General features: G+C 60.0%; 10 protein-coding genes and 5 pseudogenes. 6 read left to right on the top strand and 9 right to left on the bottom strand.

What is annotated here, in order from left to right:
- Positions 1-30 precede the first annotated feature (30 nt).
- From FHS21_RS23100 to FHS21_RS31610, 4 genes and pseudogenes are all read right to left on the bottom strand, one after another.
- Positions 31-491: pseudogene (locus FHS21_RS23100) on the bottom strand (YbhB/YbcL family Raf kinase inhibitor-like protein).
- Between the two features lie 534 nt (positions 492-1,025).
- Positions 1,026-1,487: pseudogene (locus tag FHS21_RS23105) on the bottom strand (IS6 family transposase); the annotation flags it as partial.
- 73 nt (positions 1,488-1,560) lie between these two features.
- Positions 1,561-1,932, bottom strand: a complete 372-nt coding sequence (locus tag FHS21_RS30840; RefSeq protein WP_246411156.1) for a group II intron maturase-specific domain-containing protein — start codon at positions 1,930-1,932, stop codon at positions 1,561-1,563.
- A 75-nt stretch (positions 1,933-2,007) separates the two neighbouring features.
- Positions 2,008-2,265: pseudogene (locus tag FHS21_RS31610) on the bottom strand (reverse transcriptase domain-containing protein); the annotation flags it as partial.
- On the opposite strand from FHS21_RS31610, the gene FHS21_RS23115 reads away from it, so the two are divergent.
- From FHS21_RS23115 to FHS21_RS23130, 5 genes and pseudogenes are all read left to right on the top strand, one after another.
- Complete coding sequence (locus FHS21_RS23115) at positions 2,200-2,916, top strand: IS6 family transposase (RefSeq protein WP_183664156.1); 717 nt, start codon at positions 2,200-2,202, stop codon at positions 2,914-2,916. The pseudogene FHS21_RS31610 and the gene FHS21_RS23115 sit on opposite strands and share 66 nt — an antisense overlap.
- A gap of 341 nt (positions 2,917-3,257) precedes the next feature.
- Positions 3,258-3,367: pseudogene (locus FHS21_RS31615) on the top strand (non-homologous end-joining DNA ligase); the annotation flags it as partial.
- A gap of 137 nt (positions 3,368-3,504) precedes the next feature.
- A complete protein-coding gene (locus tag FHS21_RS23120) occupies positions 3,505-4,245 on the top strand; it encodes a DUF6088 family protein (RefSeq protein ID WP_183664158.1) in 741 nt (246 codons plus the stop codon).
- Positions 4,226-5,314: a nucleotidyl transferase AbiEii/AbiGii toxin family protein gene (locus tag FHS21_RS23125; RefSeq protein WP_183664160.1), complete on the top strand. Its 1,089-nt coding sequence runs from the start codon at positions 4,226-4,228 to the stop codon at positions 5,312-5,314. The genes FHS21_RS23120 and FHS21_RS23125 overlap by 20 nt, the downstream gene beginning before the upstream one ends.
- Positions 5,301-5,471: a hypothetical protein gene (locus FHS21_RS23130; protein ID WP_183664162.1), complete on the top strand. Its 171-nt coding sequence runs from the start codon at positions 5,301-5,303 to the stop codon at positions 5,469-5,471. The genes FHS21_RS23125 and FHS21_RS23130 overlap by 14 nt, the downstream gene beginning before the upstream one ends.
- Positions 5,472-5,846: 375 nt before the next feature.
- Here FHS21_RS23130 and FHS21_RS23135 read toward each other — a convergent pair whose 3' ends face one another.
- Together FHS21_RS23135 and FHS21_RS23140 are read right to left on the bottom strand one after the other, a co-directional pair.
- A complete protein-coding gene (locus tag FHS21_RS23135) occupies positions 5,847-6,173 on the bottom strand; it encodes a hypothetical protein (RefSeq protein ID WP_183664164.1) in 327 nt (108 codons plus the stop codon).
- A gap of 99 nt (positions 6,174-6,272) precedes the next feature.
- Entirely contained in the window at positions 6,273-6,509 is a 237-nt protein-coding gene (locus FHS21_RS23140) for a hypothetical protein (protein WP_183664166.1), read from the bottom strand.
- Between the two features lie 131 nt (positions 6,510-6,640).
- On the opposite strand from FHS21_RS23140, the gene FHS21_RS23145 reads away from it, so the two are divergent.
- On the top strand, positions 6,641-7,345 hold the full coding sequence (locus tag FHS21_RS23145; RefSeq protein ID WP_183664168.1) for an IS6 family transposase: 705 nt from the start codon (positions 6,641-6,643) through the stop codon (positions 7,343-7,345).
- A 202-nt stretch (positions 7,346-7,547) separates the two neighbouring features.
- Here FHS21_RS23145 and FHS21_RS23150 read toward each other — a convergent pair whose 3' ends face one another.
- The 3 genes and pseudogenes from FHS21_RS23150 to FHS21_RS31620 all read right to left on the bottom strand — a co-directional run.
- The gene (locus FHS21_RS23150) at positions 7,548-8,072 is read right to left on the bottom strand and encodes an invasion associated locus B family protein (protein WP_210283599.1); all 525 of its coding nucleotides are present in this window, start codon (positions 8,070-8,072) and stop codon (positions 7,548-7,550) included.
- Between the two features lie 125 nt (positions 8,073-8,197).
- Positions 8,198-14,308, bottom strand: coding sequence for an autotransporter outer membrane beta-barrel domain-containing protein (locus FHS21_RS23155; protein WP_376772195.1), 6,111 nt, complete (start codon positions 14,306-14,308; stop codon positions 8,198-8,200).
- A gap of 6 nt (positions 14,309-14,314) precedes the next feature.
- A pseudogene (locus tag FHS21_RS31620) lies at positions 14,315-19,565 on the bottom strand (beta strand repeat-containing protein); the annotation flags it as partial.
- Between the last annotated feature and the right edge of the window lie 930 nt (positions 19,566-20,495).

Below are 20,495 nucleotides of genomic sequence, written 5' to 3' on the forward strand. Positions count from 1 at the left end.
AAAATGCTGCCCCTGTTATGGCTTCGGATTCTACACCTCAAATGTTCCGGTCAGTGTCGCTTGCGCAAGTGTGTATTTCCGTGCTGCATTCCACATCAGCCCAGCACCTGCAGAGCTGGGCACAGAAAGATTCGGAACATCGAGTGCCGCCAAGCGAAAATGATAGTGGTGCACTCCATGATCTTTGGGTGGTTGCGGTCCGTCATAACGCGCATTGCCGAAATCATTCTCCGAAAAACGCGGCGCCTGGCCCGGCACAGTATCCACACTTTCAGGCAATCCTTTGAGTGTCGGCCGAATGTTGAATATTCCACAATGCGGAAAATCCCAGTCGGTGCATCGGCGTCTTCAACGACTAGTGCAAAACTGCGTGTCCCATCCGGAACGCCGCTCCATTTCAATGGTGGAAACAGATTTTCGTGGATACGGGTATATTTTGGGGGAATAGCATCGCCATCAGCAAATGCAGGGCTCACTAACGTCAAGACCATGGGATTTCCTTCAACAGGTGTTCTGACTGGGATTTGTACCGACGCTGCGCTTCACGGACGAAGACCGCGCCCGGCAGGGTTTCCTCCGCCGACATTCTTCCCAACCTGCAAGGACCGAGTTTGTTCCAGGAAATATTATCGCCATATGCAAGACCGGCACACGATGTCATCTGTCCCGAGGACGCCGTCAGCCCAGAAACCGCGCAGTTCAGCTGAAATGGGCATCATCATTCGTGACGCCGACAGGCATGTTGTTGAAGAAGAAGCCAGATAACGCCGGATTTTCCGCAAATGCCATTCCGTCTACGAGTCGGGTTCAAACGCACCTGAAATCTGCTTTCAGTCGACAGGTGGCAGAAATGGCTCGAGCTCGATTTAGCCAAACTTGCACGTGTTCGCCGCGTCAGCAACGGGCCCAGAAGCAGAGGTTATGACCGCCTTGGGCGGAGCCGAACCGCAGACCCACTCAAATGCGGTTTTCTGGGCGATGTCACGTTATCTGAAAACGCCGGCATAGAGTTGACGGCTGAGAATTCAGGCCAGCATTCCGGTCACGGCATTCCATTCCGCCATAGCTGTGAGGCGATGAATGTGGGTGGCGAGAGCTGAGTGTTTGGAGCGTGGCGGGACGAAGAGATTTCGGAATTCCGAGAATATGCTGATGAACCGCTGCAGGCTCCCTGACGATCGGAAGCCCTACATCATTCGCTCCCGTTTTCGCAAAGGAACATGCGCGTTTTCTGCTCGATTGTTGAGACCTTTGTGTGATCGATGCTCGACCTTCGGCATGACCTGGCGTTTTGCCGCTCCATACGACCGCAGTTTGTCAGTGATGATGCGCTTTGGGGTGAGACCTTGCTTCTTCAGGAGCCGGATCATCAACCGCGTGGCGGCCTTTGTGTTCCGGCGGGTTTGGACGATCTCATCGAGAACGTAGCTATCCTGGTCGACGGCGCGCCAAAGCCAATGTTTTCGACCGCCAATGGAAATCACGAGTCGAGTGGCCCGGGGGAATTTCACCCCCAGGCTCTCACAGATCCGGACGTGAGCGTCTCCACTCATCCGGCTCCTACCGTCCAGCTGGTGCCTGATACAGCAATCGCCAATGTGCGAACAGCGCTGGCTCCCGACGCCTTACGTCCTGGACCCAATACCGTGCACGCCGACGATGGCGTCTCAGGCGACGATATTTCGACATCGCCCAGCGTGCCAGGCGCAGATCGAGATGCATTAATGCTCGGGAAAGTGCCGATTTGTGATACCGGCCATAATAGTTCATCCAACCGCGTAGGATCGGATTGAACATCTTGGCCAGATCGTTGATGCGCTTGTCGATACGGCGGTCAAGCTGCCAGTCCCGCATCGTCTGACGGATGGCTTTCGCGGCCCGGTTGCTCATGCCGGGACTGAAGTTGACGAAGGTCTTGCCCCATCGGTTCATCGACAGTCTCGGCCGAAAGGTATAGCCGAGAAAGTCGAATTTCCGGTTCGGGTAATATCCTCGCCGAACGTTATCCTTACAGTACACGATCTGTGTCTTGTCTGGATGTAACGTCAGTCCGCATTCAGCAAACCGCCGCTCAAGTTCCGCTTGCAGCTTTTGAGCTTGACGCTCACTGCTGCAATGACAAACAGCATCGTCGGCAAAGCGTTCAAACGCGCACCGTAACGTTAACTGGAAGCTGATGGAAATGTCGGAAGATGCGGCATGAAAAGCTCCTGCCGTGATCCGCTCTATCGTCGCCATCGCTTTCCCGCCGAGATAATTGCACATGCAGTCTGGCTCTACTTCCGCTTTCCACTGAGCCTGCGCATGGTCGAGGATATGCTGGCCGCCCGGGGCATCATTGTCAGCCATCAAACGATACGAGCATGGGCAGAGAAATTCGGACGACGCTTCGCCAACGAGATCCGGCGAAGGTCGGCCGGTCGATTTGGTGACAAGTGGCACCTCGACGAGGTTGTTGTTACAATTGCGGGCAAGAGACGCTGGCTCTGGCGAGCTGTTGATCAGGAAGGCTTTGTCATCGATGTTCTTGTGCAAAGCCGCAGAAATGCCAAGGCAGCAACGCGCTTGATGCGCAGGCTTCTCAAAAAGCAGGGCCGCGTGCCGCGTGTGATGATCACTGACAAACTTCGATCATACAACACCGCGAAACGGCAGGTCATGCCGAGTGTGGAGCATCGCTCACACAAAGGCCTCAACAATCGGGCCGAGAATTCACATCAACCCATCCGAAGACGAGAACGAATGATGAAGCGCTTCAAGTCAACGCGACAGCTACAGCGTTTCGTTTCCGTCCACGATCCTGTCGCCAACCTGTTCCACTTTCCCCGCCACAGCATTTCATCTTCTGATCATCGTGACCTACGAAATGCCGCCATGCACACCTGGCGGCAGATCGCTCATCTCGACACCGCCTGACAACAGGAAAATGAGAGCGCTATCCAACCTGGCTACTTTAACTTTACGATGCCCCTTTCGGGTTTCGGGAGGACACGCTGTCCATCCTTTCTCGTCTTCTTCTCGAAGACATCTCCCGAAACGCAGGACAGACCGGCGGCTGCAATTGCGGCAGAGCATACCTGGCTTGCGGACGAGCGGGGCTGAAAGCCTTGCGCGGGACGCGGGCCAGGTATTGCGAGTGGCGTGATTGAGGGAAACTGTCAGCCGACGGGCTATCCCTGCGAGACGGTTCCTCTTCCAGATTTCATTGTCCGAAGGTCTGTCACGCCATTCTAAGAAATTCCTGTTGAAATGAGGCAATGACAAAGCCGCCGCGCAAAACATCCCAGCCGCTTTTGCGGATGCTGAAGCACGGCTCAGATCCAGACCGCGCGACCCGGCGCAGCCCCAACTTCCCTTCGATCCGATTTCAGGAGCACACTACATGAGAGTCTAATCTGAATGTGTTCTGACCAATATTTAGATATAAAAATTGGTCAGTAAACCACTTTGCTTGCCAGTGACCAAAATTTGTATATAATCTTCGGTCAGAAAGTAGGGCCCATCATGCCGGATCCAACATCCGATACACTGGAACGCATCCACGACCGGATCGCCAGCACGGCACCTTCCGGCGTTTGGTCGCGAGCCGATTTCCTCGATATAGGGACGCCGAACGCCGTCGAAAAAGCACTGCAGAGGCTAACCAGTCGCGGCGACATCCGCCGCCCTCATCGCGGCCTGTATGACAAGCCGGGCATCAGCCAGCTCACCGGCAAAATGGTGTTTCCGCCGCGCGCCTCATTCATTGATGCGATCGCGCGCCGCGATAAGCTTCGTGTGTGCGTGGACGGCATGACGGCCGCGAACGACCTTGGTTTGACGACGGCCGTTCCGGCCCGTTCCACAATCTATGCGGATACCTATCCCCGAACCATCGAGATCGAGGCTAATGCCGGTGATCCGCATGCCACAAAGCCGGTTATCTATATCTTGGACTTCAAGCGCATTTCGGCAAAGACGGCTTTTTGGGCGGGCCGCCCGGCAATGCGGGTGATCCAAGCCCTCCACTGGTTTCGGGATGAGCGATCCAATCTGGATGCCGTTGTCGATAGTATCGTCCGCTACTTGGGACGAAGCCCGCACAGGCAGCCGATTATCCAGGATCTGCGTGAAAACATCCATTCTATCCCCGCCTGGATGTACCCAGCTGTGGAAACCATAACCCGCGGCTTGCACGCTGCGGAGGTGGAAGGCGGTCCAACGAACGACAATACCAAGGATGAACATGCGCCAGAACTTCATTGAAGTCCTTCGCTCCAGCGCTGACGAGCGCAGAGCACTGTTCTCAACCGCTGCTTCTGACCTTGAGACGCGGGCCGAGAATATCGAGAAGGATCTGTATGTCTGTTGGGTGCTCGACTTCCTGTTCAATAGACGCCCTAGCGATCCAATCGGTCTTTACTTCAAGGGCGGCACCAGTCTCAGCAAGGCTTATGGTCTAATCAAGCGATTCTCCGAGGATATTGACATCGGCATCTACAAGGCGGACCTGAAAGTCCCGCTTGAGGCTGACATCGCCGCACTTCCTACTGTCAATCAGCAACAGAAAGCACTGGCGGATCAGGTGGACGAGGCTGCACGGCGATATATGTCGGGACCCCTCAAAGACTTGCTGGCCAAGGAAATCGCCGCGATCGAAGGAGAGAGCGGACAAACGGGACACTTCTCGCTCGGCTTCGGTTACGATTCGTACCGGAAAAAAGAAGCGCTCGATATTCTCATCGTGGGATACAAAAGTGTCTTCGATATGAGCGGCGGCTATGTCGAGGCGGCGGTGCGCATCGAAGGCGGAGCGCGCCCCGATCCCTCGCGGCGGATCATCCCCTACATCGCGCCAGAAATGAGAGCCGGAGCCGATCTGACCGTTGCCAATGTAATTACCGTTAGGCCCGAGCGGACGTTTTGGGAAAAGGTTCTCATCCTTCACGCGATGACGGAAGTGACCGAAAAGCGAAGTATTGAAGAAAACCCCGAACGGAAAGTTCCCGATTTAAACCGCTATTCACGCCACTACTATGATGTTCACCAGATCTGGACGCATCCCGATTATGGCAAGGCGACAGCATCCATGCTTGATCTCGCGGAGGCGTGCCGGAAGCACAAGGAACTGATGTTCCGGGCGCCGGACCATAGATATGACCGGGCCGTGCCCGGCACCTTCCGACTGGTTCCCACGACTGGTATGCGCAAGAAACTCTCGGCCGACTACGAGAGAATGTCCGCCATGATCTTCGGGACGCCGCCCGAATTCAAAACAGTAATGGCCAGCATTTACGAGCTTGAACAGGTCCTCAACAACGTTGGCCGAAGCTGACCAGGACGATGACGCCGCATCCGCACTACGCCGCTCACTAGCAGAGATGGCGGACGAGGATGATGTGCGCCGGGAGGGCGCAGCAAGAACTCCACGAGGATATCAGGCGCTTGGTGGCGACCGCGCCGCCCGAGATCTGGCCCATCGTATCGCCTGATAGGGACCGGCGTGATGCCGGTCAACTACTCAATCGAAACGTTTTAGGTTTCGCGGATCGATCCGGATTATAGCTCAATTAACCATCCCGGTTCGAAGTCAGAGCGATGGGGATTGGTCACCCGTGCCCCGAACGGACACGAGAATGGGCAGCCATGGGTAAACGGCGCCAGTCAATGCCTCACCCTGATCCGGCCGTTCACATTCGAGGATATTACGCCACCAACGGCCCGGACATTCTCAAACCAAAGCGGCTCCCCCTCACTGACGGGGGACGTGCGGAGGTGAACTGGCTACCTCAAGGACCTGTCCCGGCCCTGATACCCTGGTGTCGTTTTGCAGTTATTCGAGAGGTTCCGTCCAACAATGTCAACATCTAACGCTCGTCGAGAATAGTGTGTTTGGCTTGAAGATCCGGCATTTGCCGGCCGGTGAGGCGCAGGACAGGGCGATACGCACTCGATCTGGTTGGGCTCGACCGGGCAAGCGCTTTCTCGACCAACTCTCGGGCAGTCAGCGACAGCGCGTGGCACCTGCGTGTTGCTCGTCTGCAATCGACCGAAGTCGGTGTGAGAGCATACAAATCGAAATCAAGCGCATCCAACGAGCGACGATCGTTTTCGTCACTCACGATCAGGATGAAGCTTGGCTTTGTCCAAAATCTTTTCGGCTCACCCAGTTGCTGGATATGGACCGCATTCATGAGGCAAATTCGGCTTCTCCGCACTTTCCAATCCGCGCGAAACTGGGCAGGCTGACCCATACTTGGCTACTTGCGTACAATTCGGTTCGGCGGAGGCCGTTACATCGGAGGAGCTATGCCCTTGCCAATGGTGACGAGGAAGGCTTGATTGCCTGGGTCCGTTTTGATCATCACGTCGCAACCAAGCTCCAGCGTCGTTCGGTCGGCAAGTACATACCGCACGATCGGCGCGCTATCTGGCACGCCGATGAGAAAGCTTTTCCTGCCGCCGTCGTAGCTAACCGTGAGTATGCGGCCCGACGTACCAGATATCGCCGATACGCTGCCATTGACCATTTTGGCACCAGTCAGCGCCGCACCTGGCCGATGTCTTTGCCAACCAGCCCGTTGATCATTTGGTTCTGTTGCAAACTCTTTGGTTACGATCGGTGTGGCATTGAACTGCGATATTTTCCGGAGAGCCAACAATGTTCAAGGGCCGCCATTTCGACCAGTCCGTGATCCTGTTGTGCGTGCGCTGGTATTTGGCCTATGGCCTAAGCCTGCGTGACCTGAAGGAAATGATGACCGAACGCGGCATCAGTGTCGATCATTCGACGATCCATCGCTGGGTCGTGCATTTCTCACCATTGTTGTTAGAGCGCTTCAACCAGCGCAAACGCGCCGTCACCGGTAAATGGCATGCCGACGAGACTTACATCAAAGTCCGGGGCCAATGGATGTATCTTTACCGCGCCGTAGACAGCGCGGGTGATACGGTCGAGTTCTGGTTCAGCGAACATCGGGACCTGCCTGCGGCCAAACGGTTCTTCAGTAAGGCGTTCAACCGGCATGGCCGACCCGAGCGCGTCGTCATAGACGGCAGTCAGACCAACCGGGAAGCTCTTGTATCCTGCGATACGACATGTCGCCTACAGGACCGGTCACGACGAAAGCTCAAACCGATCCGCATCCGCCAAAGTCAATACTTGAACAACCGTATCGAGCAGGATCACCGGCGGATCAAGCGGCGCGTCGGACCGATTCTCGGTTTCAAGTCATTCGCAAGCGCGGCAGTTACGCTGTCCGGTATTGAGATGGTACACATGATGCGTAAACGGCAGGCCCGTTACGCTTATAACCCGACGCCATCACTGGCCGAGCAATTCGATATCCTGGCTGCTTCCTTCTGAACAACGGATAGCTCGCGACCAACTGCGTTACCTCGAACATTTGCAACGGAACCACTTTTAGTCCGGCTTTTTCTTTTGAACCATTGCAGGCCCGGGCGAGCGCCCGAACTATAAATTGCGTGATACTCCGAACATGCAGGGTGCAGGATCGGTTTGCCGGTTGAAACCAAATTTGCTTTATGACAACCGAGGCGGCGATTGCTCAACCTCCCCCAAGAGCTGCCAGCCGATCAACCGCCGCAGCAAGCCCACTAAGTGAAATCGACAGCGTGGCTTCCTTCGCATCAACACTTTGTACTTTGACCTTGAGAGAAGTGCCGGTTCTCAAGGTAGCTACGGTTTTCGCGTCGAAACTGAGCGGCACCAGGCAACCGGCTGGCAGACAGGTCGAAAAACGCAAGGGTTTCTGCGGCGCAGCCTCATCGATCTGAAGTGCAGCACCCGCGTCGAGGGTCAGCCCAAAGGGCAGGATCAGGTTGCCAGAAAGGGTACCATCGCTCTTCCCACGCAATTCGATAGCCATAACCCGTTGACCGTTCTGCTGCATCTGCTGTTGCGACACGACGCACACCGCCTGTGGCGTGCCTTGGCAGTTCAGGCTCCAATCCTGGTACGTCTCCTGAAGGGAAGTGGCGCCGCCAGGCAAAACTGATTGCGCTTCCTGTGCGAGGGCCGGGGCTGTTAGGAGGGGAGTCACCAAAGCTGCGGTTGCAGCCAATTGAGCCAAACAGGGTATGCGCACGCGATTACCTCTCTGATACTGATGCCGTAGCTTCTGAAACTGTTACGTGAGTTGTTGTGCTGTCGATTCGATCAGACGGACAGCATCGTCGTGTATCATATATATGCTCCTCACCAGTTCACACTAAACCCGACTTTAGCGCTTATGGAGTTGTTGTCTGACAAATCTTCGAAGCTTCCTCTCGCGATTGCCTCGCCATAGAGGGTATAACGACTATCTGCCCAGCTTATTGAACCGCCGAGCCCGAGCCCGCCCCACAGGGCCTGGTTCTGGCTGACCAGACTGACGCCGGACACATTGACGTCGGAGCCGTCGAGGAAGTCGTAATAGAGATTGGCGATGCCATAGACATGCGAGCGGCTCACCTGCCCTGCGGCATCTGCCCATTGGCTCTCATAGTCCGCGGACAGGCCGAGGCGGCCAAGCAAGCTGTCGCTGTTGCCGAGCGACACGACGGCACTATACGGGTCGGTGAAACCGTCAAAGTCCACAGCGGAATAGGCAAGTTGGGCCTGCGGCGTCAGCGACCAATTGCTGTCAAGCGCGATCTTCTGCCCGGCCTCAATGCTCAGCGCATAACCGAAACCGTCATTGCCATTGGCAAGCGTGGTGCCGAGCGAGGCCGACCGGATATCGCTATCATACCAGGTCGCCTCGGCCTGGGCGTCGATATAAAGGCCGTTGCTCCTGTACCAAGTGAGCGTACCGCCGAACCCATAGCCAGTAGCGTCGATCGAGCCACTACCGAAGAGCGATGACACGTCCGAGGAGACCGTTCCGTAGTGGACGGTAAGCCCTCCGATCAGCATGCCGGCCCCATCTTCATGCAACAGGCCGTCGACGCCTGCCTGCAGCTTCCAGGTGGACACATCGTAGTCAGTCGCAGTCGTAGAAACCTTCGGATCCAGCTGGCTGTGAGCGGCCTGGATGCGGGCCCAGATGGCCTTGCCATCAACCGGCCCTTGGCCTGGAAGGTCCGCTCCCTGCGGTGTAGCGCCCTCACCCCAGGTTCTGTTGCCAACACGCTGCTGCAGCGTGCCGAGTTCATTGAAGCTCTGCAGGACACCCGCATAGGCCTCATAAAGCGGCACGCCGGGTGCATAGAGGGGCTGCGGCGCGGGATTGTCGGGACTGAGATAGGTGGAACGCAAATACCAGTCGCCGTCGTTGGGAGTGCTGATGCCGTTCTTGTAGAGCCGGTAAGCATAGGCACCACCCACCACGGCCTGCTCACCGTCAAAGACATAGTCGCCGGCCAGCGAAAAGCTGCCGTTCGAGGCGCCGCCGACATCGACAATCTCGATACCGTTTTGGGTCTGGGCGCCACCGCCATCAAGATTGATAACCTTGACCCGGGTCGTTCCGGCGGTGTTTCCGGTGATAACGAGCCGGTCGGCCGGCGAAGCATCCCCGCCAAGAACGGTCTCGATTTCCAGCGTGCCGCCGCTGCCGGTATAGTCGCCGGCGACCGTCAAAGTGCCGATCGAATTGCCGGGCGCCACCGTACCACCGTCGAAGTTGTTGGTATCGCAAACGGTGCCTGTGCCTTGCAGGCGGCCGCCCGAGCGAACGTTAACGTCGCCGCACAGGCTGCCGTTGACTGCGAGAGTGCCACCATCAATCGAGGTGACGCCTGCAAAACCCGAGCCTTCCGAGGCAAGCACCATCTTGCCAGTGCCAGACTTGACGAAGCTTCCGCTACCGGAGAGGGTTCCGTCGAGGGTAAGTGTGGTTGCATCATCGGTGAGGAAGCTCCCCTGCCCCAGCAGATCGATGTTCCGGCGGGAGGTGAAGCTTGCCGTCGTATGCAGCGTGCCGCCGTTGAAGCTCAGGGCACCGGCGGCGTCGCCGAGATTGGCATCGGTCGACACCTGCAGCGTGCCGCCGTTGATCGCCGTGCCGCCGCTATAGCTGTTGGTCCCGGTGAGCGCGAGCGTGCCGAGATCAGTCTTGACGAGTTGCGTGTTGCCCCTGAGCTGCGAGGCAATGGTCGCCGTGATATCAGCACCGGCGTTCGTTCCGTCACCAACGCGGATGGTCGATGTCCCCCCGCCGTCGAGGGCGATGGAACCGCCCTGGATGACATAGCCGTCGGCCGCGAACTGCATACCCGAGGACGTGACCTGACCAGGGCCGTTGTCGACCGTCACCATGCCGGCGGCGCCTGCGAAGATGGCAAAGGAGCCGTCCGAGAAGGGGGCATTGATTATGCCCGTCGCATCGGCCCAGTTGTCGTTGCCGCTGGCATTCTGCCAGACGCCGTCGCCGCCTTTGACGGCGCCGTCGAACTTCGGACCGGCAGCACCGTCCCAGTAGTTCAGGGTCAGCCCTTCCGCATTGACGAGGTTCACCTGGTTGGCGATTGCCGTCTGGACGAAGTAGTTCGTCGAAGGAATGCTCCCGACCGACAGCCCGTTATTGGTCAATGCGCCATTGTAGCTGAACACGCGGTAGACGCCGGGGCCGAAGGTGCCGCCTGTCGAGACCGAGACGTTGAGCGTGCCATCAAGAACGAGGTTGCCGCCAACGGTGGTCAGATCGTTGAGAGTGCCGCCAGGAACATTCGCCTCGCCGAAGCTGTAATTGATGATCGAGCCGCTGGAGAGCGCAAGGTTGCCGCTGATGGCGAGCGTGCCGGGCGTACCGTCTGCCGAACCGGGCGACAGCATTGCCCCGTCGGCAACCGCGACGTCACCGCCCATGACGCCGTTACCGCCGAGGGCAGCGCTGATTTCCACCGAAACAGGCCCGGTTGCCCCGCTCTGGTCACCATCGACATAGAGCCCGCCCGCACTGACCCTCGTTGGGCCAGTGTAGGCGTTGTTGCCGGACAGTATCAGCGCAGCGCTACCTGTCTTGGTGAAGCCGCCCGTGCCGCTGACCAAACCTGACAGCGTCAGATCGGCGTCGGTCTCGAAGGTACCGCCGCCAGCTTGGAGCGTCACGCCGCGACCGGAAGCAAAAGCGGCTGTATTGTGCAGTGTGCCACCGTCAAGGTTGAACCCGCCGGCCGCATCGCCCAGATTCCCGTCGCTCGCCACCTGCAGCGTGCCAGCGTTAACGCGGGTGCCGCCGGTATAGCTGTTGGCGCCCGTAAGCACGAGCGTTCCGAGGTCGGACTTCACCAACTGCGAGCTGCCCTCAAGAACGGACCCGACGGTTGCGATATAGCCTGCGCCCGGCAACGTCCCGTCGCCGACCCGGATGGTCGACTGCGGCCCGATCAGGGTGATGTTGTCCCCCTGGATGAGATAGCCGCCAGTGGCGAACTGCATGCCAGAGGCCTGCACCTGGCCGCTGGTGTTGTCGACCTCGACCGTTCCCGCCGCGCCGGCAAAGATTGGAAAGCTGCCGTTGGAGAAGGCTGCATTGATATCGCCAGTCTCATCGGACCAGTTGTCGTCGCTGGCGGCACGCCAGACACCATTGCCGCCATCGACCAGAAAGTTGTCCTTCGGCCCGGCATCACCGTCCCAGAAGTTGAGCGTCATGGCGCTGATGTCGACCAGGTTCACCTGGCCGTCGACTGAGGTCTGCACCACGTAATTAGGAGAGCTCTCCGCGAGCCCCAGATTGGTCAGCGTCCCGTCATAGCTGATCACGCGGTAGATGCCCGGCCCGAAATTCCCGCCCGCGGTCTCGGCAACGTTCAGCTGCCCATCAAGCAGAAGATCGCCATGAACGACGGTCAGGTCGTTATAGGCTCCGCCGGCGACGCCTGCCTGGCCGAAATTGTAATTGAGCGTTGCCAGCGCACCGAGCGCCAGGTCGCCATTGATCGTCAGCGTCCCCGGCGTTGACCCGAGTTCGCCCGGGTTTAGCGCGCCGTTGTCAAAAACGGCAACATTGCCGCCGACTGTGCCGGTACCTCCAAGCACTCCGCCGGCTTCGACGGTGGTTGTGCCTGTCGCGGCCGATTGGTCGCCATCGATGATGAGAGTACCCTCGCGGACGTCCGTCGCACCACTGTAGCTGTTATTGGCGGCCAGGATCGTGACGCCGCTGCCGATCTGTTCGAGCGTGCCGGTGCCTGAGATCAAGCCGGCAAAAGTGTAGCTGTCATTCCGATCGAAGGCGAGCGTGCCATCATTGACCACGTCGCCGGTAATCGAGCCCGATGCCCCGCCGTTGCCAAGCTTTAGCATCCCGGACTCGATCATCGTACCGCCGGCATAACTGTTTGTATTTGTGAGCGTCAGGACACCGCCGCCGTCCTTGGTGAGCCCACCCGCTCCGCTGACCGTGTTTGCCAGCGTCAGCGCTGTCCCATTGTCCGTGTCGAAGGTCCCGCCGCCGGCATTGAGGGTTACGTTGCGCGCGGCGGTGAAGGTGGCGGTGCTGTGCAGCGTGCCGCCATTGAAGGTGAGCGGGCCGCTCGCATTGCCGAGATTGGCGTTGGCCGAGACCTCGACCGTGCCAGCGTTGACGATGGTGCCACCAGCGTAAGTGTTGGCACCGTTCAGCACCAGCGTGCCGGTGCCCGACTTGGTTAGCACGCCCGTGCCGCCGACCGCGCCGTTCAGGGTGAGATCAGCGAAGGTCTCGAAGTTACCGCCGCCGGCGTTGAGCGTTACGCCACGGCCTGAAGTGAAGGCCGCTGTGTTGCGCAACGTGGCACCGCCGAAAATCAGCGCACCCGTTGTATCGCCGAGGTTCGAATCACTCGAGACCTGAAGCGTACCATCATCGATAAAGGTGCCGCCCGTGTAGGTGTTGGTGCCGCCAAGCACCAGCGTGCCGAGATCGGACTTCACCAGCTGTGTGTTACCGGTCAGGTTGGCATCAATCGTCGCGACATAGGCCGCACCTGCCCCCGAGCCGTCGCCCACACGCACTGTCGATTGCGGGCCAACGAGAGTAATGTCATCTCCCTGCACCAGATACCCGCCGGTGGCGAATTGCATGCCCGCGGCCTGCACCAGGCCGTTCGTGTCATCGACGGTCACCGCGCCGGCAGCGCCAGCAAAGATGGCGAAGCTGGCATTGGCGAAGGGCGCTGCAAAGACGCCGGTGTCATCGGTCCAGTTCTGGTCGCCTGCCGCCCGCCAGGTGCCGCTGCCGCCATTGACGATGCTGTTGGAATGCGGCCCGGCTTCGCCGTCCCAGTAGCTCAAGGTCAGGCCCGCCGAATTGACCAGATTGACCTGGTTGGCGATCGAGGTCTGGACGAAATAGTCGGGCGACGCAACGTTGAGCCCGTTATTGGTAAGCGCACCGCCGTAGTTCATGACGCGATAGAGGCCCGGGCCGAGCGTGCCGCCAGGCGTCTGCGTGATGTTCAGCGTGCCGTCGAGCGTCAGATTGCCGCCGACATTGATAAGGTCGTTGAACGCGCCGCCGGTCACATTAGCCTGGCCGAAATTGTAGTTGAGAGTCGAATTGTTGTTGAGCGCCAGACTGCCGTTGATCGTCAGGGATCCGGCGGCATTGCCGACGCCGCCAGGATTGATGGCGCCGCCGTCGGCAACCGTGACACTACCGCCGATGATGCCGATGCCGCCCAGCGTGGCGCCGATACCGACCGAGGTCGGCCCGGTCGCGGCCGACTGGTTGCCGTTGACAAGCAGCGTGCCGGCATTGACGTTGGTCGCGCCGGTGTAGCTGTTGGTGCCGGTGAGCGTCGTCACCCCGGTGCCCAGCTTGTTCACCACACCGCTGCCCGAGATCGCACCGGCAAAAGTGTAGGCGCTGTCGAGGTTGAAGGCGAGCGTGGCGTTGTTCGCCACACTTGGCGTCGTCAGTGCGCCGACCGTGGCGCCATTGCCGACCTGCAGCGTGCCGGCCTGGATTGTCGTGCCGGTGCTGTAGCTGTGATTGCCAGCCAGGATCAGCGCGCCCGCGCCCTGCTTGTCCAGACTCTCGAAGCTTGTAACGTTGGCGCCGTCGAGGGTACGCCCTGCCGCGGTCACCACTTGCAGCCTGTCGCCCGTGCCTGTCTCGCCGCCGGTGCCGGCATTGACACCGGTGCCGCCGAATACGGCGGTGTCATTGAGCAAAAGCGTGTCGTTTCCGGCGCCGAGGTTCAGCGTGGCGGCGCCCGTGTTGAGGGTGCCACCCACATTGACGACATCGTTGCCGCCACCGAGGTCACCATTGGCCCGCAACGTGCCACCCGCATTGACGTTGATCGTGCTCGCACCGGCGTCGCCCGTAATCGTGGACGTGGCAGCAGTGGGCCCCTGCACCGTACCATTCACCGTCAGCGTGCCGGCACCGTTCATGGCGATGGTCGAGGTGGTCAGGCCGCCGTTCACCTGCAGTGTGCCGGCACTGATGCTGGTCGCGCCGATGGCGTTGCCTGCCGCGGTGAGCACGGTTGTTCCGGTGCCGACCTGCGCAATGCTGCCGGGGCCGCTCAGCGTTCCCGTGAAGTTGAAAGAGTCGCTGCGATTGAACGACAGCGTCGAGGTCGGGGAATTGACGATCACGTTGCCAGCACCGGCATTGCCTGATGTGCCACCATTGCCGATCATCAGATTGCCATTGTTGATAACGGTGTTGCCGGTGAAGGTGTTGTTGCCAGTCAGCACCCAGGTGCCGGTGTCGTTCTTGGCCAGCGTTGTGACGCCAGCGCCGGCATTGCCGATCGATCCGGCGAGCGTGTTGTTGCCTGTGTTGGTGCCTCCGAGCGCGATCGTGCGCGCCTGGTTGGTGCCCGCCAGGGTCACCGGTCCCGTGTCGGTGAAGACCACTGCGCCAGTGCCTGACGATTCGACGAAGGTGGTGCCAGCCGAAAGTGTGAACAACCGGTTGGTGGTATCGCCCGCGCCGGAGTAGCGTAGTGTCGAGCCATTGCCGATCACCAGATTGGACGCCGCGGCCGACGACCCACCGATGCTGCTCGCGATACCGCCATTGGAGAGCTTGTCGACTCCGAGCACGCCGCCATTAATGGTGGTGGCGCCGGTATAGGTGCTGTTCGCGTTGTTGAGAATCCAGGTGCCGGGACCGTCCTTGGAGAGTGATGTCACGCCCGTCCCATTGTTGGTCATCTGTGCGGCCAGGCTGTTATTGCCGGTATTGGTACCGCCGAGCGTGAGCGTCTGACTGGTGTTGGGAGTAGAGAACCCGATCGGCCCGGTGCCGGTAAACGCGATCGCCCCTGTACCGGAAGCCTCCAGCCTGTTTGCAGCTGAGCCCCCGAGCGTGAACAGGCGATTGGTGCTGCCAGCCGCGCCGGTGTAGAGCAGGGTTCCGCCATTGAGGACCAGATTGCTTGCGCTGGCGCTGGAAGCGCCAATCGCACTGTTGCTGCCGCCGTTGGCCAGGCATGAAACCCCGAGTACGCCGCCATTGATTGTGGTGCGGCCGGTATAGCTGCTGTTACAACCCGTGAGAGCTTGGGTGTAGCCCCCATTCTTGATGAGGCCGCCGCTGCCGCTGATAGCGCCGGCGTAGCCGGCGGCTCCGGAAGCGCCGTTCAGCGTCAGCGTTGCCGTGCGGAGTGTAATGTTGCCCCCGAGCGGACCACCACCATTTAGAGAGCCGACGCTGTTGCTGAAGTCGGCAAGATCTAATGTGACACCAGCGGCGTTTGCGAGCGTGACCGGTCCCGTCCAGAAGGCATTGATCCTGCCGGCGCGCAAGATGCCGCCGGTGACCGACGTTCCGCCAGTGTAGCTGTTAACACCGGACAGGACGAGCGTACCCGCGCCGTCTTTCCGAACGATTCCCGCCCCTACGACCGCGCCTCTGAATTCAAGCACGGTGGCGGCATTGGCGACGTTGATGGCGCCGGTTGCGGCGGTCGTGAATCCGCGATCGATACTCGTGCTGTCGCCGGTATAGGTGAGAACGCTGTTGTTCAGGACGAGATTGGCGGACGCGCTGCCCGATGCGCCGATGCCGCTGGCAAGCCCGCCATTGGCGAGGCAATTCACGGACAGGGCCGCGCCGACAAGCGACGTTGCGCCGGTGTAATTGTTGTTACAGCCGAGCATCACCTGGGTGCCGCCACCGCTGCGGGTGAAGCCGCCGCTGCCGCTGATCGTGCCGGTAAAGGTACCGTTGATGCCGCCTGCGGTCAGCGTGGCCGAACCCAGGATGACGTTACCGCCGCCATTGAGCGCGCCGACGGTGTTGGCAAAACCGGCAAGATCCAACGTCGCGCCTGTGGCGACATCCATCAGCGCGGTCTGATTGCCGAAGGCCTGAACGGAGCCGGCGCGCAGCGTGCCGGCACTGACCGTCGTTCCACCCTGATAGAGATTGGTACCGGACAGCACCAGCGTGCCGTCGCCTTGCTTGACCAGGCCGCCGGCGCCTGTCGCCACGCCGCTCATCGTCAGCGCGGTCGCAGCGTTACTGACATCGATCCGGCCATTGCCCGTTCCCAGCGTGAAGCCGCGATCGGTGCTGGCCGTTCCGCCGGTATATTGCAGTCCGCCCGTGCTCTGGAGCACGAGGTTCGTGGAATCCGCAGTCGACGCGCCGAGGCCGCTCGCCACGCCGCCGTTTGCCAGCGTATTGACCGAGAGGGTGCCTGCCGACACAGTCGTGACGCCCGGTAAAAATATTGGCGGCGTTCGCCAGCGTCAGCGTGCCCGCGCCGGACTTGATCAGGCTGGCGTCATCGGAGCCGACGACCACACCGCCGAAGCTCAGGTTGGCGCTGCTGTTGTTGACCTGGATCGTTCGGGATGGACCGCCGTTCGTAAGCGTGAAGCCGCGATCGGTCGTCCCCGCACCTATACCTGTATATTCCAGCGTGCCGCTCTCGATCACCAGATTCGCGGAATCCGCCGTCGAGGCGCCGATACTGCTTGCAACGCCGGCATTGGCGACGCTGGCAATGGCGAGCGTGCCGCCGCTGAGCGTCGTTCCGCCGGTGTAGGTGTTGGCACCGGTCAGCGCGACTTTACCGGTGCCGCCCTTGATGAAGCTGGTGGCGCCGCCATTGTTGACGATCGTCGATGCGATCGTGAACGTGCCGGTGCCCGTACCGTTGTGGAGGACGCCGAAGGGGCTGCCGCCGGCGCCGCCGGTGAGCGTTCCGCCAGTGATCGTCTGGCTGGCATTGCCAACGCTGGAAGCGACTATGATCGTGCCGCCCACGCCGAGCGTGTTGCCGCCGCCAATGGTGACCGTGGAATTGGTCGCGGCGGTATATTTGAGGCCGCCGAGCTGCACGTTGCCGGTGACGGTGTTGAAGAAAGCGGTATTGGCCGCCCCTCCGGCGTCACTGACGACATCTCCGGTCAGCCAGGTGCTCGCATCGTCTTTGTTCGCATAGCTAGTGAAAGCGGTGATGGTGCCCGCTAGCACTTGCGCATAGTCCATGCCATTGACTGTTGCCCACCCAAGGGCTCCGTCGCCATTGGTCGTGGTGATCGCGCCGCTGGCGGGCAGCGTGAAATCCATCAGGCCGCCCGAGTGCGTGAGCGCGCCAAGGTTCAGCGTCATGCTGCCGCCGGCGCCCGAAGTCGCAGTGATGCGGTTGTTGCCAGCGGTCACGTTCAGTCCGTTGAAGGTCTGGCTGTTCGCCACGCCCGCACCGGTGACGGTGAGCGTGCCCCCGGCCATGTTCAGTGTAGACGTGCCCGAGAGGATGTTGTTGGCCGGTGCTCCGGCCGCCGCGAAATTCAGCCCCAGCGTGCCGCCGTTGATCGTCGTGGCGCCAGTATAGTTGTTTTGCCCGATGAGCGTAAGCGTGCCGGTGCCCCGCTTCACGAGGCTGCCGTTGCCGGTGATACTGCCGCCATAAGTCGTGCTGGCGGCGCCGTTGACCGTCAGGTCGCCGCCGTTCAGCGCCACGCTGCCGCCGGTCCCCGCAAGCGAGGTAATAGTGATATCGTAGGTGTTGAGATCGAGCGTGCCGCCATTGACGGTCACAGCGTTGGGTGCGCCAAAGGCCTGATCGCTGCCGGCCTGCAGGGTGCCGCCCATGACGGTGGTCGCCCCGTTATAGGTGTTGGCCCCGCTGAGCAGCCAGACATTCCCCGCGGCGCCGTTCATGATCACGCCGCCATTGCCGGAAATCACGCCCGACAATGTGTTGTTGCCCGCAAAGCTGCCGCCAAGGGTGAGGCTGTCGGCCGGGGCTGCGGCATTGAATGCCACTGTGCCACTGAGGGCGAACGCGCCGGTACCGTCGTTGAGGACACTGTTGGCGCCGTTGAGCCACAGCCCGCGATTGGTGCCGCCGCCCGTGCCGGTATAGGCGAGCGCGCCGTTGGCGAGCGAGATTGTCGCGGCACCGGCACCCGTTCCCAGTGAACTGGCGGTGCCTTAGTTGGCCAACGAGTTCGCCCTTACGGTAACGCTCTGGATCGTGACGGCGCCACCAAAGGTGTTGGCACTATTCAATGTAATGTTGCGGTTTGTCCCGCCGCCCATGAATACGAACGGTCGAGCTGGAAGGTTGCTGCTGATGACGCCCAGCAGCGCCAAATCTGCGGTCTGCGCATCCAAAATGACGGACGCTGCATACCCTCCTCCTGCGGTTATGTCTCCAGTTACCGTTAGCGTGCCGCTTCCCTGATTTCTCAGAGCGGAGGAGCCGGTGAAGGGCGCCATGCTCCAGCCACGGTTTGATGTATCGCCGCTACCGATATAGATGGCGGAAGCGTTGCGGACGTAAACTGCGCCGTTGGCCGCCGTGGTCGCCGCTCCCAGGGCGCTCGCCTCGCCAAGATTGCGGATCGATGTAAAGATCAAGTGGGAGCCATCGGTACCTACCGGACCGGTGAAATCGTTGGTGTCGTCGCTCAGCGTTGTCTGCGCGACCAGGGAAAAGCCGCCGGTCCCAGTGATGTGGGCAGAGCCGACACCCCCACCAATGTAGGAGGAGCCGGAGAGCAGTGTGACAACGCGACTGCTGGCCAGCGCGCCGGTGCTCTGCAGGGCTGCCCCCGAAGACAGATTGATGGTGTTGCTCGCGGCGCCGAGCGACGAATCGCCGCTGACGTTCAGGGTCCCCCCGGTGACGTTGATGCCGCCGGCGAAGGTGTTGGCACCGGTGAGGTTCAGGGCGGCTGCGCCCGCCTTGGTCAGCCCCGCGCTCCCGGCTATCATCGAGTTGACCGTGGCGGTGCCGTTGGTGGTGATCGTCGGTGTCGCGCCTCCGAGCGTCAGGGTGCTTCCGGTGAGTGTATATGTCGTGCTGGTATCAAAGGTCAGGTTGTGGACAGTGATCGGCACTCCCAGGTTCACCGTGCCGGCGGCGGCCCCGCCGAAGAAGGCGTCGTCCAGTGCGCCATTGCTCCAGGCGCCATAGGGGCCGCTGACGCCATCCCCGTTGGGGCTCCAGAAAGACGAGCTTGTATCCCATGTGCCCGTACCGCCGCGGTTGGCTGCGGTGCCGTTAGGATCCCAATATCTGTCGGCAGCACTCGCCGAACTTGCCGCAAGAGCCAGAAGCATTGCGGCCGGCAGAAGCCGGGCGCTCCACCTGCGTGCGACAGACGAGACAAGGTGCGCCACGTTCGGCGCAAAGCTGGCGGCCTCGCCCTTGGACTTGGTCATGCGACCACCGCGCATGACGCGCCAGTCGAAGGCCGGGGCATTCGAGCGTCCTGCCGATGCGCCTAGCCCGTTCGTGCGAGCCTGTGTTTCACTTTTCTTGTTCTGCCGAATTTTACACATGTCGCCTCTGAGGTCTCCCTTGGTCGTCGGGCATATAACCTTGAGCACAACGAGGCTGGTCGATTGTGATTAGTTCCACATGCGCAACGGTGTCTGAAACGCCGATCGCGGTGTCACCTGAAATGTTATTTGTGGATGAGGCGCAGTCGACATCGGCGTACAAAATAAATGTACCAGTTTCCCGTTTCGCGCCACGCCTCATGGTCGGTTGCGGGCGGACGCTCATGATCGGGTTTCCACGACCAAGCCGACCCGCCAAAAGCGCTGACCGAAAAAGTTTAATTGAGCTTGCCGATGAAAGTATCCGATTGCCGTTGAAGAAAAATCCGGCAACAACTTATATGAGTCGGCGTACGACTTCATCGGATACGAGGTTCATGGGCTTTGGATCGTGGCTTTGGCGACCAAAACGACAGCGCCGATCGCCGCGACACACAGCAAGCTGAGTCAAATCTAGTGAAGTCCCGCCGCGACATAAGAACCCCCGATTCTCACTGTAAGGATTAGACCAAAATAATATGGGTATGCAACCAGAAATTGTATATTGGGGTCATTCGCCACTGTTCTCAGTTGAAGCCAACCATATTTACGGAATCGCGCTTGAAGGCGCCTCGTTCAGACGCCCCGAACACTGAAGCGTCCTGACCATTTGAGTATTGCATTTGGTTAACACTAAGATGACAAAAACTATCAGGTTTGGCTTGCCGATCAGCAACTATTCCAAAGAGCTCACCCGGCTTAACTGCGCTAATGCAATTAATGGCTTCGATTTGGTCCTAAACATTTGCATTTGCCTCCGACGTACCAAATTGGCAATCGGCTATA

Origin of the sequence: Phyllobacterium trifolii, assembly GCF_014192095.1 — a bacterium.
Classification (GTDB): Bacteria; Pseudomonadota; Alphaproteobacteria; order Rhizobiales; family Rhizobiaceae; genus Phyllobacterium; species Phyllobacterium trifolii.